14 protein-coding genes and 1 pseudogene are annotated in these 20,976 nt (G+C 72.3%); 3 read left to right on the top strand and 12 right to left on the bottom strand.

The features are described from left to right. Positions 1 to 184, top strand: a pseudogene (locus ACFVWU_RS39010) (hypothetical protein); the annotation flags it as partial. A 33-nt stretch (positions 185 to 217) separates the two neighbouring features. Here the strand turns inward: ACFVWU_RS39010 and ACFVWU_RS39015 are convergent. The 12 genes from ACFVWU_RS39015 to ACFVWU_RS39070 form a co-directional block, all read right to left on the bottom strand. Further along, complete coding sequence (locus tag ACFVWU_RS39015) at positions 218 to 1,453, bottom strand: class I SAM-dependent methyltransferase (RefSeq protein ID WP_387630054.1); 1,236 nt, start codon at positions 1,451 to 1,453, stop codon at positions 218 to 220. Continuing rightward, entirely contained in the window at positions 1,450 to 2,724 is a 1,275-nt protein-coding gene (locus tag ACFVWU_RS39020) for a glycosyltransferase (RefSeq protein WP_387630056.1), read from the bottom strand. Before ACFVWU_RS39020 ends, ACFVWU_RS39015 begins: the two co-directional genes overlap by 4 nt. A gap of 2 nt (positions 2,725 to 2,726) precedes the next feature. Next, complete coding sequence (locus tag ACFVWU_RS39025; protein WP_387630059.1) at positions 2,727 to 3,971, bottom strand: O-antigen ligase domain-containing protein; 1,245 nt, start codon at positions 3,969 to 3,971, stop codon at positions 2,727 to 2,729. 1 nt (position 3,972) lies between these two features. Then, positions 3,973 to 5,487 (bottom strand): right-handed parallel beta-helix repeat-containing protein, encoded by a 1,515-nt coding sequence (locus ACFVWU_RS39030; RefSeq protein WP_387630061.1) that lies wholly within the window; start codon positions 5,485 to 5,487, stop codon positions 3,973 to 3,975. Between the two features lie 8 nt (positions 5,488 to 5,495). Further along, positions 5,496 to 7,445: an alginate lyase family protein gene (locus ACFVWU_RS39035; protein ID WP_387630063.1), complete on the bottom strand. Its 1,950-nt coding sequence runs from the start codon at positions 7,443 to 7,445 to the stop codon at positions 5,496 to 5,498. Further along, a complete protein-coding gene (locus tag ACFVWU_RS39040; protein ID WP_387630066.1) occupies positions 7,442 to 9,637 on the bottom strand; it encodes a bi-domain-containing oxidoreductase in 2,196 nt (731 codons plus the stop codon). The genes ACFVWU_RS39035 and ACFVWU_RS39040 overlap by 4 nt, the downstream gene beginning before the upstream one ends. Positions 9,638 to 9,686: 49 nt before the next feature. Further along, the gene (gene asnB / locus ACFVWU_RS39045; RefSeq protein WP_387630068.1) at positions 9,687 to 11,621 is read right to left on the bottom strand and encodes an asparagine synthase (glutamine-hydrolyzing); all 1,935 of its coding nucleotides are present in this window, start codon (positions 11,619 to 11,621) and stop codon (positions 9,687 to 9,689) included. Between the two features lie 3 nt (positions 11,622 to 11,624). Then, a complete protein-coding gene (locus ACFVWU_RS39050) occupies positions 11,625 to 13,157 on the bottom strand; it encodes a Wzz/FepE/Etk N-terminal domain-containing protein (protein WP_387630071.1) in 1,533 nt (510 codons plus the stop codon). Then, positions 13,154 to 14,518, bottom strand: a complete 1,365-nt coding sequence (locus tag ACFVWU_RS39055) for a Wzz/FepE/Etk N-terminal domain-containing protein (RefSeq protein ID WP_387630074.1) — start codon at positions 14,516 to 14,518, stop codon at positions 13,154 to 13,156. The genes ACFVWU_RS39050 and ACFVWU_RS39055 overlap by 4 nt, the downstream gene beginning before the upstream one ends. Beyond that, positions 14,515 to 15,789 carry a glycosyltransferase family 4 protein gene (locus ACFVWU_RS39060; protein ID WP_387630076.1) on the bottom strand — a complete coding sequence of 425 codons (1,275 nt, stop codon included), beginning with the start codon at positions 15,787 to 15,789 and terminating at the stop codon, positions 14,515 to 14,517. The genes ACFVWU_RS39055 and ACFVWU_RS39060 overlap by 4 nt, the downstream gene beginning before the upstream one ends. Beyond that, complete coding sequence (locus ACFVWU_RS39065; protein ID WP_387630079.1) at positions 15,779 to 17,095, bottom strand: nucleotide sugar dehydrogenase; 1,317 nt, start codon at positions 17,093 to 17,095, stop codon at positions 15,779 to 15,781. The genes ACFVWU_RS39060 and ACFVWU_RS39065 overlap by 11 nt, the downstream gene beginning before the upstream one ends. Before the next feature lie 73 nt (positions 17,096 to 17,168). Beyond that, the gene (locus ACFVWU_RS39070; RefSeq protein WP_387630087.1) at positions 17,169 to 18,653 is read right to left on the bottom strand and encodes a sugar transferase; all 1,485 of its coding nucleotides are present in this window, start codon (positions 18,651 to 18,653) and stop codon (positions 17,169 to 17,171) included. Positions 18,654 to 19,645: 992 nt separating this feature from the next. Here ACFVWU_RS39070 and ACFVWU_RS39075 point away from each other — a divergent pair. Both ACFVWU_RS39075 and ACFVWU_RS39080 read left to right on the top strand, forming a co-directional pair. Then, the gene (locus tag ACFVWU_RS39075) at positions 19,646 to 20,266 is read left to right on the top strand and encodes a DUF6230 family protein (protein WP_387630081.1); all 621 of its coding nucleotides are present in this window, start codon (positions 19,646 to 19,648) and stop codon (positions 20,264 to 20,266) included. A gap of 70 nt (positions 20,267 to 20,336) precedes the next feature. Continuing rightward, a complete protein-coding gene (locus tag ACFVWU_RS39080) occupies positions 20,337 to 20,861 on the top strand; it encodes a DUF6114 domain-containing protein (RefSeq protein WP_387630084.1) in 525 nt (174 codons plus the stop codon). Positions 20,862 to 20,976: the final 115 nt, after the last annotated feature.

Raw genomic sequence — 20,976 nt, forward strand, 5'->3', positions numbered from 1 at the left:
CACGAGCACGGGGACGTCCGAGACCGGCGCCGTGGAAGCGCTAGGCCTTGCCGCCGGACTGGCGGTTGCAGCCTGTGGAGACGGTGTAAGACCTCAACGGAGTACTCCGGGCGGGCGGTCGTCGATGAAGCAGGAAGTCGTCCCACCGCAGCGCACACGCGCAGCGGCTCAGCCGCGAGGCTGAGGGGAATCCCCCTCCCTTCGGGAGGGGGAGGAGTCAAGCCTTGACCTCGACAATGCTCAGTTCCGGGATGGGGAAGACCAGTCGGCCACCCCACTCGTGCACGAAGGACAACTGCTCGACCAGCTCGGCCCGCAGGTTCCACGGGAGGACCAGGACGTAGTCCGGCTTGTCGGTGCTGATCCGCTCGGGCGGCAGGATCGGGATGCGGGTGCCCGGGGTGAACCGGCCGTGCTTGTAGGGGTTCCGGTCGACCGTGTACGGGAGCAGGTCGGGCCGGATGCCGCAGTGGTTGAGCAGGGTGTTGCCCTTGCCCGGGGCGCCGTAGCCGACGACCGTCTCGCCGCGCTCGGCCGCGTCGATGAGGAACCGCAGGAGGTCCCGGCGCACCTTGGCCACCCGGGCGGAGAACTCCGTGTACCCGGACAGCTCCTGGAGCCCGGCGGCCTTCTCCCGGTCCAGCACGTCGGCCACCCGCCGGCTCGGCTCGCCGGCCGCCTCGGTCGGCCGGGCCCACAGCCGGATGGAGCCGCCGTGGGTGGGCAGCAGCTCGACGTCCACGAGCGTGAGTCCGCCGCTCGCCAGCGCCCGGGTCGCGGACGCGACCGTGTAGTACTGGAAGTGCTCGTGGTAGATCGTGTCGTACTGGTTCTCCTCGATCAGGGTCAGCAGGTGCTGCACCTCGATGGAGACCCAGCCGTCGTCGGACACCAGGGCGCGCAGCCCCCGGGTGAACCCGACCACGTCGGGGATGTGCGCGTACACGTTGTTGGCCACGACCAGGTCCGCCGGGCCGTGCTCGGCGCGGACGGACGAGCCGGTGTCCGGGTCCAGGAACGCCGTGAGCGTGGGCACACCCGCCTCCCGCGCCGCGGCGCCGACGTTCACCGACGGTTCGATGCCGAGGCAGCGGATCCCCCGGTCCACCACGTGCCTGAGCAGGTACCCGTCGTTGCTCGCGACCTCGACCACGAAGGCGTCGGGGCCGAGACCCAGCCGCTGGACGGCGTCGGCGACGAACGTGCGGGCGTGCTCCACCCAGGAGGTCGAGTAGGAGGAGAAGTACGCGTACTGCGTGAACGTCTCCTCCGGCGTGATCAGCGGAGGGATCTGCGCGAGCCAGCAGTCGGTGCAGACCCGCAGGTGCAGCGGGTACGCCGGCTCCGGCCGGTCCAGTTGGTCAGCGGCGAGAAAGCTCTCACACGGCGGGGTCGCCCCCAGATCGACGACGCTGCCCATCGCCGCCGAGCCGCAGAGTCGGCATCGTGTCATTGACTGCCCCCAATCCTGCTCGCGCGGGTGCCCCGCCGCGAGCCAGCGTTTCCGTTCCCTACCGGCGGCGCGCCGTCCGCGCCGCCGGACCGCACCGCGATCGCGGTGCGGTACCCCTCCACCAGGCGCTCCAGCCCGACGGCCGGGCTGAACCCCTGTTCGTAACGGTGCCGGGCCGCCCGGCCCATCTCCCGGTTGCGCTCCGGCACGGCCGTGATCCGGCGGATGCAGGACGCGAGCGAGGCCGCCTCGCCCGGCTGGTGCAGCAGCCCGGTCACCCCGTCCTCGACGAGTTCGACGAAGGCGCCGTGACCGGCGGCGACGGCCGGGACCCCGGCCGCCATCGCCTCCACGACCACCAGGCCGAACGCCTCCAGCCACGTCGAGGGGGCCACCACGGCGACCGACCGCGCGACGGCCTGCCGGCACTGGGCCTGGTCGTACAGGCCGACGTACCGCACGTCGTCCCGGCCCGCCGCCCAGGCGGTCACCTCCCGCTCCAGTGGCCCCGCGCCGGCGACCACGAGCGGCACGCCCACACCGCCGTCCGCGGCGATCTCGTCCCACGCGGCCATGAGCAGCCGCACACCCTTGGCCTCCGCGAGCCGGCCGAGATAGAGCAGGTGCTCGCCCGCGCCCGTCCGGCGGGTGCCGGGGTCGGGCACGAAATTGTGCTTCACCGCCAGCCGCTCGGCCGGCAGGCCGGCCCGTGACAGGACGTCGCGCTGCGCCGCGGAGATGCAGAAGAACCGCTCCACGCCGGACCACCACCGCCGCCGGTTGACCGCCAGGCTGACCGCGAGCGGCACCGTCGCCAGCCGGGAGCCGCGGTAGCAGCCGTGCCGGACGGCGGGCAGCGGCGAGCCCCCGACGCACTCGGTGCACGGCCGGCCGTCCCGCTGCAGCGTGCCCGGCGGGCAGATCTGGGTGTAGTTGTGCAGTGTGGCGACGGCGGGCACGTCGGCGTCGGCGCAGGCGGCCAGCACCGCGGGCGACAGGAGCGGGAAGACGTTGTGGACGTGCACCACGTCCGGCCGCTCGGTGCGCAGCCGGGCGGCGAGCTCCGCGCGGACCGCCGGGTTCCACGGCACCAGCAGCGGCACCGCGGCCTTGCCCAGCAGGGACCGGGCGGCGATGTCGTCGCTGCGCCGCTCGAACACCTCGACCCGGTGGCCGGCCTCGCGCAGCAGCCCCACCTCCTGGTCGACGACCTTGTTCTCCCCGCTCGGCTGCGCCGAGTTGTAGCGGTTGTGCACCACGAGGACGTGCATGTTCAGGTTCCCTCCGATCTCTGGGCCCAATGCGGTGTGCGGCGTCGAGGGACTGCGGGGGCCGAGCGGGGCGCGGCCGCGGCAGGTGCCGCCAGCAGCGAGGCGGCCACGGTCAGATGGAGCAGGTACGGCGAGGCGTCGCCCAGCCCGGCCTCGGTGTACGAGGCGATCGCGCAGTAGCTGATCAGGAAGATCGCGCAGGCCCTCGCCAGCGAGGGCGGCCGCAGCAAGGCGGCGCCGCCCAGCACCATGAAGACCGCCGCCACGATGGTGACGCCGGCCAGACCCTGTTCGTTGTAGACGGCCAGCCAGCTGTTGTCGATCGGCAGCCCGCCGAACGACTTGTCGCCCAGGCCCATGCCGAACACCTGCTCCGTGGTCGTCCGGGGCGCTGCCAGCAGGGCGTCCCAGACCTTGGCCCGACCGGTGAGGTTGGAGAAGTTCTCCTGGGTCTGTCCGCGCAGGAACCACGCCTGGAGCAGCGAACTCAGGCCCACCGCGGCCACGGTGGCGCACAGCACCGCCCAGGCGAAGAACCGGCGGGCGGCGGCGCTGGTCAGGATGAGCGAGCCGATCGCCAACGCCAGGCCGATGATCAGGCCGAGCGTGGCCGTCCGGGTGTGGGTCAACGCGAGCAGGACGAGTGACGGCACGATGACCGCCGCCGCACTGACCCCGGTGGTCCGGCGGTCCAGGAGGAGCAGCACGGTGAGTCCGATGATCACCGCGGCGTACTGTCCGATCTGCGGCGGGGTGAGCGGCCACAGCGCGCCGACCAGCCGACCGCCGTAGAGCTCGGGCATGGCCGCGCCCGGTGAGACGACCAGGCCGGCGGCCACCGTCGCGAGCACCGCGAAGTACATCCGGATGTGGTGGCGGACGAACGTCTGGCTGCCGTCCCACCAGCGGCTGAGCAGCCACAGCGTGCCGACGAAGAGCGCCAGCCGGAAGCAGCGGAACAGCGCGCCGAACCCGGACTGCAGGTTCGCGCTGGAGATCACGCTCAGCACCAGCATCAGGGTGAGCAGGAACAGGAAGGCGCTGGGCCGGACGCGCAGTCGGAGATTGAGGACGAGCGCCAGCACGAACGCGGAGACCAGCGCGCCCATGGTGGCCATCTGGATGAGGGAGCGGGGCAGCGGGATGATGGTCTGTGCCCCGGCGGAGCCGAGCGTGTTGAGGATCAGCAGCCCCCAGACCAGCTCGACGGTCTTCGGCGGGCCGGCCTGCGTGAGGTCCCGGGCCATCTCAACCACCGGCCTGTGGCTGGAAGGTGCTGCCCGCGTCCTGCTGGTACGGCGTGCCCCGCCACTGCCCGAAGTCGAGCGCCCGGCTCGGGTCGTGGGCGACGAAGCTCCATGGTCCGAGGTAGGAGTTGTCGTGCCAGCGGTTCTGCTGCTTGCCGGTGATCGCCTCGGCCACCGGTTCGCCCTTGTACGGGGACCAGTCCGGATAGGTGCCGTAGTTGGCCAGGAGCGCCATGCGGCCGCACTTGACCGTGCACCCGACGACGGACGGGTCCAGCGTGAAGCGGTTGTCGTGGATGTCCACCCGCTGGGTCTTCCACCGGCAGTCGGAGTAGAGCGGCGGGGTGGCGATCGTCGGCTGGGCGCAGCTGTCGGTCTTCTTCACCAGCAAGGTGCAGTCACCCGACGAGGTGTTGGCCGGGCTGTTGCAGAACCGGTCGGCGTTCTCCCACAGGGTGATCCCGGACCAGTTGTCCTCCAGCACGTTCCGGTAGATCTCGATCTTGTCCGTGCGGGCCGGGATCCGTGGTTCGCCGCCGGACTCGGACAGGTAGACGGTCGCGTACGGGAAGTTGTCGCCGCGGTCGGCGGCATTGCGGCCCTCGATCCAGTCGTTCCGCCGGATCGTGTTGTTCCGGATGACCGCGTTGTAACTGGTCTCGTAGATCAGCGCGGCACCGTCGTTGGCCTCCAGCACGTTGTCCTCGATGCGGAAGTCGTTGTTGTTGGTGTCCGCCCACAATCCGGGTCCGCGGTTGTCGTGCACCCAGTTGCCGCGTACGTCGGCGCCGTTGACGGCCCAGAACTTGACGCCCCCGGTGCAGCCGCAGCCCGGCTGACGCTGCTCCCACTGGTCGGTGTCGTTGGCCGTGATCTCGTTGCCCTCGACCACCAGATCGCTGACGGGGGCACCGGTCTTGTACGCGTTGATGCCGTACTGCCCGTTGCCGCGCAGGCAGTTGGCGCGGACCCGTTGACGGGCACCGGCCATCAGCCCGGCGCCGGAGTTGTTCTGGATCGTCGCGTGCTCGATCACCCATCCGTCGGCCGAGTCGTGGTTGACCACGCCCTCGTTCTGCGGCGCGACGAAACCCTGCACGGTCAGGTAGCGGATGGTGACGTCGGCGGCGCCACCGCTGAACGCGTACTCGTTGGTCTTCCGGCCGTCGAGCACCGCGCCCGGCGCGCCGAGGTAGCTGTCCCCCTCCTTGGGGACGACCTGGGCGTACCGGTCCGAGTCGAGCGTGTGTGTCCCCGGTTGGAGCCAGAACGTGGTGTTCGGGGGGCTGCTCCTGGTCTTCGCGGCCAGGTCACCGACCACCGCCGGGTCGACCGTCACCGCGCCCGCCGGCGCGTTCGCCGGCCCGGCCCCGGGGTTGGCGCACACCCGGGCCGCGGCCACGGCCCCGGACGGCGTGGCGGTCGGCTCCGGCCGGGCGTCCGAACCGCTCGTGCAGCCGGTCGCCAGTAGCAGGACCGACGCCAGCGCCCCCCAGTGCCGCCTCTTGATCCCCACCCTCCCCCCTAGCCCCGGAACCCGAGCACGGTGGTGAACCCCTGCCCGCCGTCGGCGAAGCCGGTGCCGATCAGCGTGGTGGCGGGTTCCTTGCGTCCGAAGCCGGCGGAGTACCAGCCCAGCGGCGGCTCGCTCTCGCCGCGGTGCGCCTGCCAGGAAAGCTGCCCGGGCAGGTCGAGTACCGCGGAGCGGTCCTCGCCGTCGCGGGTCCAGGTCAGGACGGCCCGGTTCCCCGTCAGGTCCGCGGCGATCGCCGGGCCGAGGTGGAAGGCCAGGCGTACGGCGCCGCCCGGGCCGCGCACCTCGTCGACGATTCGCAGCTCCCGGCTCGTGGCGGTCAGCTCCACCCGGCGGCGGTGCGCCGAGGGCAGGTAGCCGTCGTGCTCGGCGCACCAGCGGGCCACGGTCGGGTCGGAGGTGTCCGCGACGAGGACGCGGGTGCGGGCGTGACGGGTCCACAGGAACGGGCCGCCCGAGGCGGACTGGTCCCGGCCGTCCAGCTCCAGGGTGTTGTGGCCCAGGGTCGAGCGGAAGTAGCGCCGCCACTCGGGCTGCCCGTGGTAGCAGAACGTCCCCGGGTCGGCGAGCACCTCGACGCCGTCGTGGCGGACCTCCACGGACAGGGCGTCCGCGTGGCCGTGCGCGGCGATGGACAGGAACCCGTGCGGGCCGCCGTCGCAGCGGCACCAGATCTCCTCCCCGACGCGCAGGATGCTCATCCCCGCGTCCGGGAAGTGGACCGGCCGGCTCGCCGGGCGGGACACCGTTCCGACTGTTCCGTACGGCCGGATGAGCGCGGCCAGCAGCGGGGTGCGCACATCGGCGCCGGTCACCGCCGGCCACCAGGGAAGACGACCGAACACGGCGCCGCCGGTGGCCAGCAGCGAGGCCCAGCGGTCGGTGCCCGCGCCGTCCAGGACCAGGCCGTGCCCGTCGTCCGCGTCCCCCTGGCGCGGGGGCCGCAGCCGGTTGTCCACCACGGCCGCGAGCGCGTCGGTCATCCGCAGCAGTACCAGCCGGACGGTGGCGGGGACGGGCACCTCGGCGGTGTCCGCCTCGGCCACCGCGGCCAGGCCGAGCTCCAGGACGAGCCCGTGGTACTCGGTGGCCAGCTCCCGGTTGAGGCCGGAGAGGAAGGTGTTGGCGCGCAGGTGCCGGTCCAGCGAGCGCAGCGCGTCCGAGCGCCACCGCTGCGAGGAGGGGTACCAGTCGAACGCGCAGGCCGCGGCGAACTGCCCGGCCGCCTCGGCGATGACGTGGTTGTTCGCCGAGGAGCCCCGGCTGGGGAAGGCGGCCAGCCAGCGCTGGTGGTGCCAGATCTGGTGCAGCGCCGTCGGGTTGCCCTCGAACAGGGCGGCCGCGCCCGACCAGCCCTCCAGCAGCCGGCGCACCCACACCCAGGACAGCAGCCGGATGCCCAGCTCGATGCCGCTGACCCAGTGCACGCCCTCCAGCGGCGGGTTGGCCTGCCACCAGGAGCGCAGGTGAGCGGCCGCGCGCTCGGCGTAGCGCTCGTTGCCGGTGATCGCGTAGGCGGCGGCGAGCACCGTCAGGTACTGGTGCCGGGAGGGCTCCCAGATCTGCTTGATGTCGCCGACCGTGTCCTCGTCCCGGTACGGCACGTCGAAGGCGTAGCCGCCCGGCGCCCGGCGCCCGGTCTTCGGGTCGAGCCACCAGTCCGGGGCCGCCATGTCCTCGCGCTCCACGCCGAAGAACTCGGCGTGGCCGTCCATCAGCCGGTCCGCCTGGGCGACCAGCCGCTTGGCGGCGTCCGCGGGCACCGCGTCGATCGCCCCGGCGGGCAGGACGGCGGTGAACCGGGCACCGGTCACGGCCGGGCCCGGCGGCGTCAGCGACCGCCACCGCCGCCTGCGCAGCGCGTCGCCCACCCGGCCGGCGACCTCCTGCGGCCCCATCGCCGACAGGCGCCGCAGGTACCAGCCCGCGCTCATGGTCACAGCGACCTCGCCAGGGTCACCGGCGCGCCGCCGGCCAGGCTCGCCTGCACGGCCAGGGTGGCCGCCGTGGTGGCGACCAGCGACTCCAGCGGCACCGGCATCGGCCCGCCGGAGCGCACCGCCCTGATGAACGAGGCCAGCTCGTTGGACTGGCCCTTGTCCCGGGCCTGGGGCAGCCGGGAGCTGACCCAGCGCTTGCGGCCGGCTGTGCTTTCGAAATACACCGAGGCGCGGACGAAGTCGTCGAGCTTGAGCACCTTGCCGTCCGCGAGGAGGTCGAGCGTCTCCTTGGGGAAGGCGGGTGCGCCGGAGGTGACGTAGCTGATGGTGGCGGTGGAGCCGTCCGGGTAGCGCAGGACGACCTGGAGGTCCTCGTTGCCGGACGGGGCGACGGCGTACACCGAGACCGGGTCGGCGCCCAGCAGCCAGCTCGCCGTGTCGATGAAGTGCCCGCCCTCGCCCTCGAACCGCGAGCCCTCGGCGCCTTGCTGGAGGTACCAGCTGCCGTGCTGGAGGCGGCCCGCGTTGACCAGGTAGCGCAGGCTCGCCGGTCCGCTCCGGGCGCCCAGGCGGGTCTTGGCCTCGCGCAGCAGCGGCGCGAACCGGCGGTTGAAGCCCACCTGCAGCCGGTCGTTGCCGGACTCCTCCACCGTGGCCAGCACGGAGGCGAGTTCCTCCTCGCTCAGGGCGAGCGGCTTCTCCACGAAGACCGTCTTGCCGGCGAGCAGCGCCCTGCGGGTCAGGTCGGCGTGCGAGCTGTGCCGGGTGACCACGAAGACCGCGTCGATCGAGTCGTCCCCGAGGACGGCGTCGAGGTCGCTGGTGGCCTGGGCGAACCCGAACTTGCGCTGGGCGTTGGCGGCGGACAGCGCCGTGGTGGTGACGACGGTGGACAGCGCGACGCCCTCGCGCTGCGCGAGGTGCGGCAGCAGCATCGAGGTCGCGTAGTTGCCCGCGCCGATGAACGCCAGCCGCACCGGGGACTTGGAACGACGGGCCGGGGCGGTCCGCGCGGCGGGGCGCCGCACCGCGGGCACCTCCAGCTTCGGGGCCGGCGCCTCCACCTCCGCCGAGGGGTAGCGGAACAGCGCGGTGACGGCCTTCAACTCGCCGTCCTTCAGGCGCCGGTACGTCTCCACGGCGTCCTCGAAGTCGGCGACGTGGGAGACCAGCGGGCCGACGTCGACACGGCCGCGGGCCATCAGGTCGAGGAAGCACGCCAGGTTGCGGCGCTCGGTCCAGCGCACGTAGCCGATCGGGTAGTCCCGCCCCTCCAGCTCGTACGACGGGTCGTAGCGCCCGGGGCCGTACGAGCGGGAGAACCGGACGTCGAGCTCCTTCTCGTAGTACGCGTTCCACGGCAGGTCCAGGCGGCACTTGCCGATGTCGATCACCCGGCCCCGGTCCCGGGCCAACTCGGCGGCCAGCTCGACGGGTTGGTTGCTGCCGCCGCCGGCGGCCAGGTACACCTGGTCCACGCCGTGACCGTCGGTCAGCTCGGCGACGGCGGTCCTCACGGCCGCGGACCCGGGATCGCCGCAGGCCATGGCGCCCAGGCGCTCGGCGAGCTCGCAGCGCACCGGGTCGGGGTCGGCTCCGACGACGCGCACCCCCGAGGCGGCGAGGAGCTGCACCACCAGCTGCCCGATCAGCCCGAGGCCGATGACCAGCGCCACCTCCCCGAGCTGCGGCTCGCCCTGGCGGACACCCTGCAGGGCGATCGACCCGACGGTGCCGAAGGCGGCGTGCTGCGGCGCGAGGCCGTCCGGCACCGGGGCGTAGAGGTTCTTCGGCACCCAGTTCAGCTCGGCGTGCAGCGCGTGCTCGTTGCCGGCGCAGGCCACCAGGTCGCCGACCTTCACGTCGTCGATCCCGGCGCCGACCTGTTCGACCACCCCGCACAGCGAGTAGCCCAGCGGCGTGTAGGAGTCCAGCTTGCCCATCACCTTGCGGTAGGTGGCGGGCAGCCCGTTGGTGGCCACGCTCTGCATGACCTTGGCCACCTGGTCCGGCCGGGAGCGGGCCTTGCCCAGCATCGACATCCCGGCCTCGGACACCTTCATCATCTCGGTCCCGGTGGAGATCAGCGAGAAGGCGCTGCGGACCAGCACACCGCCCGGCTTGCACCCCGGCACCGGCACGTCGAGGACCGCCAGCTCGCCGCTCTTGTAGTTCTGCACAACCTGTTTCACCGGAAGTCCCCTTGATTCTCAGCGGTGTTTCTCAGCGGTCAAGTGAGCTCTACGCCGTCAGGTCGGCGCTGCGGCCGGAGCCCGAGGTCGCGTCGCGGTACCAGTACTCGAGGGTCAGCACGTGCCACAGGTGCTTGGAGAAGTCCCGCTGCCCGGCGGCGTCCTCGGCGACCATGCGCGCGAGCGCGTCGCGGCGCAGCAGCCCGGAGTTGACGAGCACGCCGTCGTGCACCACCTCGCGCACCAGCGGTGCCAGGTCCCGGCTCATCCAGGCGCGCAGCGGGGCGCTGAACAGGCCCTTGGGCCGGTACACGATCTCCCGGGGCAGGACCGAGGTGGCCGCCTCCTTGAGGACGGCCTTGCCCTGCCGTCCGACGATCTTGCGATCGCCGGGCACGGCGAACGCCGCCTTGACCACCTCGACGTCCACGTACGGCACCCGCACCTCGGTCGACGCGGCCATGCTGGAGCGGTCCGTGTACGCGAGGTTCAGGCCCGGCAGGAACATCCGGGCGTCGCCCAGGCACATGCGGTTGACGAAGTCGTCGAGGTCGTTGTCCTGGTAGACGTCCGCGTGCTCGGTCAGCACGTCCTCGACCGTCCCGGCCAGGTCCGGATTGACCAGGGCGAGCAGTTCGTCCTGGTCGTACATGGTGTAACTGCGCCGGAACGCCGTCTCCTCCGGCAGATCGGCGAAGGAGAGGAAGCGCTTCGCGAACCGCACCGACCGGAACCCCCGGCGGGCCGTGGCGACCGGCAGCCGGTCCACGGTCGCGGACAGGCCGCGCCGCAGGGGCCGCGGGATGCGCTGGTAGCGCAGCGCGAGCTGGTTGGCCAGGTGCTTGCGGTAGCCGGCGAACAGCTCGTCGGCACCCATCCCCGAGAGCAGCACCTTGACCCCGGCCTCCCGGGCCGCCGAGCAGATCAGGAAGGTGTTGATCGCGGCGGGGTCGCCGATCGGCTCGTCCAGGTGGTACGTCATCCGCGGCAGCAGGTCGAGCACGTCCGGGGCGATCTCGATCTCGTGCAGGTCGACGCCGAACCGCTCGGCCACCCGCCGGGCGTAGCGGAGGTCGTCCGGCATCGCCTCGAACCTGGCGTCCTCGGCGCGGAACCCGATCGTGTAGGCGGAGATCCCGGGATGGTCGCGGGCCGCCAGCGCGGTCAGGTAGCTGGAGTCCAGCCCGCCGGAGAGGAAGGTCGCCACGGGTACGTCGGAGAGCAGGTGGCGTCGGGTCGACTCCTCGACGATGGCGGCGAGATCCGGCCGCTCACCGGCCCTGGCCCGCTCCCGGCCCTCGGCGGCGACGTCCCGCAGGTGCCAGAACCGGCCGCGCTCCACCCGGCCGTCGGGCCGGCACCGCAGCCAGCTCCCCGGCGGCAGCTTCTCCGCTTCGCGGAACGCGCACCGGGAGTCGGGCACCCAGTAGTACAGCAGCGAGGCCACCAGCGCCGCGTGGTCCACCTCCAGCGACCCGCCGGTGGCGGCGGCCAGCGCCTTGAGCTCGGAGGCGAACACCAGGCCCTCACCGCGCCGGACCAGGAAGAGCGGCTTGATGCCGAGTTGGTCACGGGCGAGCACCAGCTCACCGGTCCGCTCGTCGAAGACCCCGAACGCGAACATGCCGCGCAGCCGGGGCAGGCAGTCCGTGCCCCAGCGCCGCCAGGCCTCCAGCAGCACCTCGGTGTCGGAGGTGCCGCGGAAGCGCACCCCGGCGGCCGCGAGTTCGGCACGCAGCTCGGGCGCGTTGTACAGCTCGCCGTTGTACGTCAGGACGAGGCCGTCCGAGACCATCGGCTGGGCGCCGGTCTCGGACAGGTCGATGATGGCCAGCCGCCGGTGCCCCAGGTGCACTTCGCCGTCACCGACGGGGTGGCTGTACCGGCCCGCCCCGTCCGGGCCGCGGTGGGCGAGGGTATCGGTGAGCAGGTCGGTCACGACCTTCCCGTCCGGCCATCGGTACGTGCCTGCGATGCCACACATGTCCTACCTCGCCTCCTGATCGCTGTCCGGGACCCGTGCGGTCCACATCGGTAGTCGTTCCGTGCGCCGCCGACCCGTCCGGTTCTGCCGGGCCGGCCGCCCGTCCCGGCCGCGCAGCGCGGTGTGCGGCCCGTCCCACAGCGTGCCGTCGGTCCGGTCCCGCGGATCGGGGTCGATCAGCACCACGCCGAGCACCGGTATGCGCTGGTCCGCGAGCTGCCGCGCCACGGTGTGCAGCCAGGCGGCGCTGCCGTGCCCGGCACGTACGACGAGCACGGTCCTGGTGCCGAGGTACCGCAGGTCGGTCCACGCCGTGCCGGGTACCACCGAGCCGACGCCGAGCCGGCGTTCCTCAGGTGGCACGGCCTCGGCGCGCTCGCCGCGGACCACGGTCGGGTCCCCCGGCTTCGGGCGGCGGTCGGCGAGCTGTTGGCCGGGCAGACCGTCGACGACGACCACCGGCCCCTCCTCCTGCGCCAGTGCCCCGGCGAGGTCCAGGGCGATCGCGCACGTGCTGCGCGCGCAGCCCAGTTCCAGCAGCGACACCGCTTCCGTGGAGCCGCGCACGGTGCGGGCCAGGGTCGCGGTGAGTCTCGTCCGGGCCGCCCGGGTCCGTCGGCGCTGCCACCGGCCGGCCGACCTGCGGGGCACGCCGCTCAGCTCCGCGATGACCGAGGCGCCGAGGTTCGCCGCGATCTCCCGGCGCAGCACGGGGCGGTCCGCCACCACCGCGCCGACCGCGGCCACCGCGAGCCCGAGGACGAGCCCGAGGACGAGCCCGATCGCGGCGTCGGTGGCGGCGGTCTTCGGCAGGGACTGCCGCACCGCGCGCGGGGCGTCCACGATCTGGGTGCCGGCGACGAGCCGGGGCGTGCCGACCTTCGCCTCGGCGGCGCGCTGGCCGAAGTCGCTGATCCGCGCGGCGAGTTCGGTCCGGCTGGCGTAGAGCGAATTCAGGGTCGCCGCCGCCTTGGGCCCGCTCTGCGAGGATGCGTCTCCGATCGCCTTGTCGACCTGGGCGAGTTCCTCCTGCAGCCGGTCACGCTGGTCGAGCAGCGCCTTGGCCGCGGCGTCCGCGGCGTCCTGAAGCCGACGGACGTGGTCCGCGACGAACGCCTCGGCCAGCGCCTTGGCCCGGGCCACCGCTTCCGCGTCGCTGTGACCCGTCACGGTGATCTGGAGCAGGTTGTTGGTCAAGCCGATTCCCCCGTAGTCCGGCATGAAGTCCTCCGGCTTCTCCGCGGACCCGAGGGACTTCAGAGCCCTACCGGCGATTTCCGTGGTCTGCAGCAGGGCGACGTCGGTGCGGATCAGCGTTCCGGGGTCGTTCGGCTGGTCCGCCTCGTGCGCGACCAGCACCTTGGTCACCGCGGTCGGCGGCGCCGGCCGCAGGACCGCCACCGCCGCGCCGAGCAGCAGCCCGATCAGCGCCAGGGAACACCAGAGGCGACGCCGCCTGCGCACCGCGACCACCAGCGCCTGGAGGTCCAGCAGCGGAGCGGCGGTCGACGACTCCGACGTCGTACTCGTCGTCACTCCGAACGTCTCCCCGCGTCGTCGCCGACCGCGAGCGCCGGCGTGGCGACCTCCGGAGGCCGGCCGTCGGACCGCGCCGGACGGGCCCGGACCGGGCCGGCGAGCACGATGCCGACGACCTCGTGCCCGGCGTCCGCGCACGCGCCGGCGAGGCCGGCGAGTTCCCCCGCGGTCCAGCTGCCCGCGCTGAGCACGACCAGGGCACCGGACGCGTCGTCGCGGTCCGGCAGCAGCGGCCGGGACACCGGCACCCCCACCACCCGCAGCAGCGGGTCGTCCCCCGCCTCGGTGACGAGCTGCCCGGCGGCGAGGCGGGCGGTCTCGTCGCCCACCGGGACGACGACCAACAGCCGTCGGGGGCCCGGCAGTTGGTCCCGGAGTCGGGCGCACACCCGCCGGTAGCGGAGCTGCCGGCCGGCCTCGTCGCCGGAGGCGTGCGGGGTCGGCAGGTCCCACCGGACGTCGGTGCCCAGCAGCCGGCGGACCAGGGCCCGCGGACCACCGCCCTGCGGCCGGTGCGCACGCCGTTCACCGGGTACGTCGACGGTGCCGAGGAGCGCCGAGCCCAGCGCCGCGGCGATCTCCGGTTCGGTGCGCAGCCGTCGACTCATCCGTGCGGCGGCGAGATGGCCGATGACCGCGAGCAGGACGAACAACAGCGCCCCGGCGCCGACGAGTTGCGTCCTCGTCGGCGGTGCCTCGGCGGACGGTCGGGCCGCCGACCCCATGACGACCATGGTGGCCTTGTTGGCGGCCGGGTCGACCTGGTCCAGCTTCTTGATGGCGTCCTGCAACGTGTTGCGCAGCTGCTCCAGATCGGTGCGGGTCTGCACGCTGTCCACGGTCTGCCCCGGATTGGCCGCGGCGGCCAGGTCGGTGATGCGTCGGCTGGCCTGCACCACCAGCTGCCGCAGCGCCTCGGGCTGCGCCGCTTCGGGGTCGGTGCTGTCGCCCGCGACCCGCGCGGCGAAGGTGACGAACTGCTGGGCCATCTGATCGGCGAGTTGCTGGGCGTGCTCCGGGGTGTCGGCCGTCCCGGAGATCTTGATGATGTTCCCGTCGGCGGCGCTGGCACTCACCCGGTCCTGTAGCTTGCTGCCGCTGACCCCGGACCAGTTGAGCGTGGCGGCCGCCCGGTCGACCACCACCGAACTGGTCGCGATCTCCGCCTGGGTCAGCAGCTCGCGGTCCTGCCACACCCCCGGCAGCAGCACCGATGCCGACGTCGTGTAACTCGGCGGGAACAGCAAGGAGGTGCCGTAACCGACGAGCGCACCCACCACGGCGAGGACGGCGAGAAGCCGCCAGCGCCGACGGAGGATCCGACCGATCGTGACCAGGCGTATCGTTTCGTCGCTCAACGGCGCGGCCTTCTCCCGGGCTGGTCCGGGGAGCCCGCCGACCGCGGCTTGCGGCAGGCGGCGGCGTAGGCGTCGAGCAGCGATCGCTGGGAGTTGCGCCAGGAGAGCGGCCCGTTGATCCGCTCCTGGCCGAGCTTGCCCATCAGGGCCCGCTTCTCCGGATCGTCCATCAGCAGCGCGATGAGCTTGGCGAACTCGGCCTCGTCGTTGGCGGGCGCGTAGAGGGCGGCGTCACCGGCGGAGACCCGTGCCTCCCGGAGGTCGAACGAGACGATCGGCCGGCCCATCACCATGTACTCCAGGACCTTGTTCATGGTCGACACGTCGTTGAGCGGGTTGCGCGGGTCGGGGGAGAGGCACACGTCCGCGGTGGACAGGTAGCGCACCAGGTCGGCGTCCGGAACCCGGCCGGTGAACTGCACCTGCTCCGAGAGCCCGAGCCGCCGGGACAGCTCCACCATCGCGTCGAAGGTGTCGCCGCCGCCGACGAACACCGCGTGCCAGTCGGTCCGCCCGAGCTCGTCGCGCAGCTTCGCGAGGGCCCGCAAGGCGTAGTCGACGCCGTCCTGCGGGCCCATGACGCCGAGGTAGCACAGCAGATGGGGCTTGCCGCGCTTGAGCTCCGGCTCGGGCGGTACCGGCTGGAACCGGTCGGTGTCGGGCGCGCTGCGCACCACGAAGACGTCCTCCGGCCGCCGACCGCCACGGCGCAGTGCGACGTCCCGGTAGCTCTCGTTCGTGGCGAGCACGACGTCCGCGGCCCGGTAGGTCAGCCGTTCCAGCGCGCACACGGCGCGGTAGAGCAGGTCCTTCCCGCGGTCGAACCGGGAGAGGTACAGCTCGGGCACCAGGTCGTGCTGGTCGAACACGAACCGCGCGCCGCGCCGCTTCATCAGCAGGGCCGGCAGGAACAGCAGGTCGGGCGGGTTGCAGGCGTGGACCACGTCGACCGGGCCGACCTTGCGGGCCAGCCGGGCCGTGTGCCACAACGCCGATCCGTACTCCCGCAGGTAGCCGGCCGGCCCTCCGGTGGCCGCGCGCAACGGGTACCGGTGGATCCGCACCCCGTCGATCTCCGCTTCCGGCTCCGTGTCCCGCTTGCTGCCCTGGGGACAGATGACGTCCACCGTCCAGCCCGCGTCGCGCAGCGTCGTGCACTCCTGCCACACCCGCCGGTCGAACGGCACGGACAGGTTCTCCACCAGGATCAGCGCGCGACGGGCCCGCCCGTCGCCGCCGGCCGTGTCATGAAACGACGTGTCACCAAGCAAGGCCCATGTACCCCGGTTCGGTCCGGCGCGCCTCGGCGTCGGGAAGGCGGATGAGATCGACGATCACCGGGCCGTCGCCGTGGGGCAGGGCCGACAGCACGGCCGGGTCCTTGGTCCCGACCACGCACACCTCGGCATGGTCGAGCACCTCGTCGACGGACTGCGCGAGCAGCTGCGCGAGGTGCGGCAGCCGGGTCTCGATGTACTCGCGGTTCGCGCCGAGCAACCGGGAGAGGCTCACGTTGGGGTCGTAGATCCGCAGGTCGTAGCCCTTGCCGAAGAGCCTCTCGGCCAGCTCGACGAGCGGGCTCTCGCGGAGGTCGTCGGTGCCGGGTTTGAAGGACAGGCCGAACAGGCCCACCCGGCGCCTGCCGGTGCGCTCGACCAGCTCCACCGCGCGCTGCAGATGATCGGAGTTGGAGGGCAGCACGTGGGAGAGGATGGGCACCGAGACGTCGGCCCGCCGCGCCGCGTGGACCAGGCTGCGCAGGTCCTTGGGCAGGCAGGAGCCGCCGAAGGCGAAGCCGGGCCGCAGGTACGCGGGGCTGATGTTCAGCTTGCGGTCGGCCAGGAACACGTCGATCACCTGGTGCGAGTCCACCCCGAGTGCCTGACACACCGCGCCCAGCTCGTTCGCGAAGCCGATCTTGAGGCCGTGGAACGCGTTGTCCGCGTACTTGATCGCCTCGGCCGTCGGGACCGGCACCCGGAACACCTCGCCGGGGAGCCCGTCGTACAGCGCCGCGACCACGTCGCCGCTCGCCGGGTCGAGCTCGCCGATGACGGTCTTGGGAGGGTCGAAGAAGTCCCGCACGCTCGTGCCCTCGCGCAGGAACTCCGGGTTGACCGCGACCCCGAAGTCCACCCCGGCCGTGCCGCCGGTGTGCTTCTCCAGGATCGGCACCAGCAGGTTCAGGCAGGTGCCCGGGAGCATGGTGCTGCGGAACACCACGGTGTGCCGCCCGCCCCGCTCGGCCACCGCGGCACCGATCTGCTCGGCGACCCGCTCCAGGTACGTGGTGCACAGGCTGCCGTTGGGCTCCGACGGCGTGCCCACGCAGACCAGCGACACCTCGCTGCCCATGATCGCCTCGCGGACGTCGCCGGTGGCGCGCAACGCCCCGGTCCGCACGACCTCGGCGATGAGCTCGCCGATCCGCTCCTCGACCACCGGGGCCTTGCCGTCGTTGACCAGGTCGACCTTCACCTGGTTCACGTCCACCCCGATGACCTCGTGCCCCAGACTGGCCAGGCACGCGGCCGACACGCAGCCCACGTAGCCGAGCCCCAGGACGCTGATCCTCATGACCCGTTCCTCCCCTCGGGCAGGCCCTTCGGGCCGGCCATCCACGCGCCGATCGGACGACGCCCCCCACCCATCAGTAGGCCCCCTGCCCCTGAAGCACCGCACGCAGCGTCTTCCAGAGAATCACCGCGTCAAGGGCGAGCGACCAGTCCTCCACGTACCGCAGGTCCAGCCGGACCGCCTCCTCCCACGGCAGGTCGCTGCGCCCGCTGATCTGCCACAGGCCGGTGAGCCCGGGCTTGACGAGCAGCCGCCGCCGGATGTCCGGTCCGTACGCGGCGGACTCCTCCGGCAACGGAGGCCGCGGACCGACGAGCGACATCGAGCCGGTGAGCACGTTGAGGAGCTGCGGGAGCTCGTCGATCGAGTACCGGCGCAGCACTCCTCCCACCCGGGTCACCCGCGGATCCCGGCGGAGCTTGAACAGCAGGCCGGCGCCCTCGTTGCGGTCGGCCAGCTCGGCACGTGCCCGGTCGGCCCCGACGACCATGGTGCGGAACTTGACCAGGGTGAACTCACGGCCGTCCTTGCCGACCCGGTGCTGCCGGTAGAACGCCCCGCCCCGGCTGTCCGCCCGCACGAGCAGCCCGACGATCACCATCAGCGGGGCGAACAGGACCAGCAGGACCGCGGCGCCCAGTCGATCGACGACCTCCTTGACCGCGCGGGGACCCCCGGTGAAGGTCGGCATGCTGACCCGCAGCATCGGGATCCCGAGCACCGCGTCGACGTGCAGCCGCGGGCCGGCCACCTCCATCAGCACCGGCGCCACGACCATCTCGGCGTCGCCGCCTTCGAGGTTCCAGGCCAGCCGCTGCAGCCGGTCCGGTGTCCAGTGCGGGTCCGGTGTGACCGCGACGACGCGGTAGCCGTCGCGGCGGACGTGGTTGGCGACGTCCGTCAGTCGGCCGACGACCGGCACTCCGTCCAGTCGGTCACCGCCCGGCCCGAGATCGTACGGCGTGCACACCGCCTCCACCCGCCAGCCGAGGTGCGGGAACTTGCGGGTCCGGGTGATCAGGTCGCGCACGGTGGCCGGGCTCCCGGCAGCGAGTACCGGGCGCAGACACCGTCCGACGTTGCGCTGTTTGTGCAGCCAGAGGCGCAGCAGATACCGCTCGGTCATGGTGACGACCGTGATCGCCGGAATCGCGACGAAGATCCAGAGCTTGATGTTGTGCGAGGTGAGGGCGATCCCGCCGAGCGCCAGGACGACGGCCGCCGTGAACAGGGCGCGGCCGAGCCGGCGGAACTCCTCGGCGCCCTGGCCGAGCACGGCCGGAGCCCACGACCGGGTCATCGCAAGCGCGCCCAGCACCAGCAGCTCGGTGCCGAAGGCGAGGATTCCCCATTTCTCGTGCCAGTTGGCCGCGTCCCGAACCCCGAAGAAGCCGCCTATCGCCGCTACCACGAAGGCGGTGGCCACGGTGTCGCTGATGATCACAGTACGGCGGTACTGCTGCTCCCAGTCGATCTCGGGCCGGCTGATGGTCCCGTTCCTCGGACGCCCCCGCGCCGGTAGAAACGGGCTGACTAACTCTCCTTCCCCCTGCTCCACAGCCCTCTCCAGGTCACCAGTGGGTTCGACGTGTTCGCTCCACACGGTTCCTCCCCCCGGGAGGCTCGCGCCTCCCGCACCTGTTCCTCCCCTAGGGAGGCCACGCCTCCCGTGCCGCGCTGTTCCTGTCTCCGGGAGGTCCAGCCCCCCAGCGAATGGCGAATCGGCTTGTTGCAGCGCTACTTGAACGTCCCGCCCAGGCGTCGGCGGACTCGCATGCCCGGCCGGAGTCCCGAGGTGCGCGGGAAACCGTCGACGGTTGCTCTCCACACTCGAGGCCCGTCTCGGGCGCCAGGATCTGATCAACCCCACGTCTGCCGCCGGGGACGCGACTTCGGGCCGTCCGCAGCGCCGGACCTGCAGATCATCGTTCGTCGCCTCGCGACCGACCGTGCGAAGCGAAAATCAATCTAGAGCATCGGGGCCGCCCAATGAGGGGGATGTGTGAAACACGTGCTCTTGATTTGAAGCCGGATCTACGGAACGGTGACGGCCGACGGGTGTCTCGAAGACGAGGACGTGCGTTGCGACCTGCGATGACGGGGGTTCTCCGGGCTTGCGGCACCGGCGATCCCGAGGCGTCCCGCCACTGCCGGCCGGGCCGTGGGGCTCGCGGTCTCGTCGTGGCGGGTCGCCGGGCCGCACCATCGCCTGAGCCGGTCGAAGCGGTGTTCGACGACGGTGCGGAGCCGGTGGACGCGCCGGTCGAAGCACGGGTGGCCGGGCGGCTCCGCCAATCGGCTGATCTCATTGGTCCCACCGGCGCTGATCAGCGCGCCCCGGTGTCGTGGCCGATGGGCCGCTGGAGTGACGTGCGGCGACATGGTCGCCGATCCGGGCGTGAATGGTTTGCGGAGCCATTTCCTGCATCGCATGATCGGCCGTGTTGGTCTTTTTCGATGTCGGGCAGTCGGTGCGGTGTCCCGTGCGCCCGCTCCCGGCCGGTCGCACGAGCGGCTCGGGAGTCGCGGTCCACGTCAGAGAGGGACGGCATGTCGCAACGCTTCGGCAGGACCCGCTGGAAGCGCTTCGCCGTCATCCTGCTGCCGTGTCTCGCGGCCACCGCGGCCCTCGTGGTCGGGGTGGCCCAGAACGCGCTCGGTGCGTCGTTCCTCATCTCCGGGGAGGAGTTCAAGCTCTTCGCCGACGAGCTCGATGCCGAGGGCTTCAGTCTGTACGGCACGGTGGACCTCACCCGCGAGCACGACCCGGTGCCGGTCATGGTCACGGGGTTCGAGTCCGCCACGATCCGCGGGCTCTGCCAGTCCGCCGTCTTCCCGATCCCGGTGCTCGGCACCTTCACGCTGCGGCTCACCGGCGACAAGCGGGCGGCCACCGCGAAGGAGTTCTTCATCGACTCGAAGCACCTGGCGGCCGACCAGTCGACCGCCCATCGCCTCGACATCGGGGTCGCCGCTGGAGCGCTCACCAAGGGCGAAGTCAGCCGGGGCGATCGGGACTCGCGCTTCTTCAACCCCAACAGCCCGGCTCAGCAGGCAAGTTCGATCAAGCTGACCGACGTGCGGGTGACCGCGGTCGCGGTGGCGGCCGGCAGCTTCGATGTTCCCGGGCTGGGCGTGTCGCTGGTGCGCGGCCGGGACGAGTGCTTCTGACCTGCCGGACCACTGGCCCGATGCCCCGGTGATCCGTCTCAATCCCACTGACTGCCCAGGGAGTTGCCACGTGTGGAAGAAGGCCACGGCCCCGTGGTCCCGGCCGGGCGAGGCGATCGCCGCGGCCCGCTGGGAGTTCCGGGTCTGGCGCGGCACCCGACCCTTCTGGGCCGGACTGCTGACGTTCGGTGGCGGCCTGCCGATCCTCTACTTCCCCTTCCCCTACGCCCACTTCAGCCTGGGCGGTCTCGGCCTGGCACTCTCCACGACCGCGGGCTCGGGCTCACTCCTCATCGGGAGCCTGCTGATCACGCTGGGTTTCACGCTCTGGTTCCAGCGGCAGGTGCGGATCTTCGCCGGGGTCGCCGCGATCCTGCTCTCACTGCTCTCCGTGCCGGTCGCCAACTTCGGCGGCTTCTTCCTGGGCGTGCTGCCCGGGCTCATCGGCGGCTCGCTGGCCTGCGCCTGGGCTCCGCCCTCCGTGCGCCCTGAACTCGGTGGTGATCGCGGCGTCGGTGGTCACGCGCTCGGCGCGGAAGGTGACGGCGTCGGGCGGGACATCGGTGGCCTGGCGGGGCCGGGGCTTCCGGAGTAACCGCGAGAGGGCCCGTGCCACGCGGGTTGCGCGGGCGCGGGCCCTGTCGGGGTCATCCTGGTGGTCCCTGTCCGGCCCCAGGGTGAGGGGGGTCAAGGTCTCGGGTGTGTTGCCG

Origin of the sequence: Kitasatospora sp. NPDC058190, assembly GCF_042883685.1 — a bacterium.
GTDB lineage: Bacteria > Actinomycetota > Actinomycetes > Streptomycetales > Streptomycetaceae > Kitasatospora.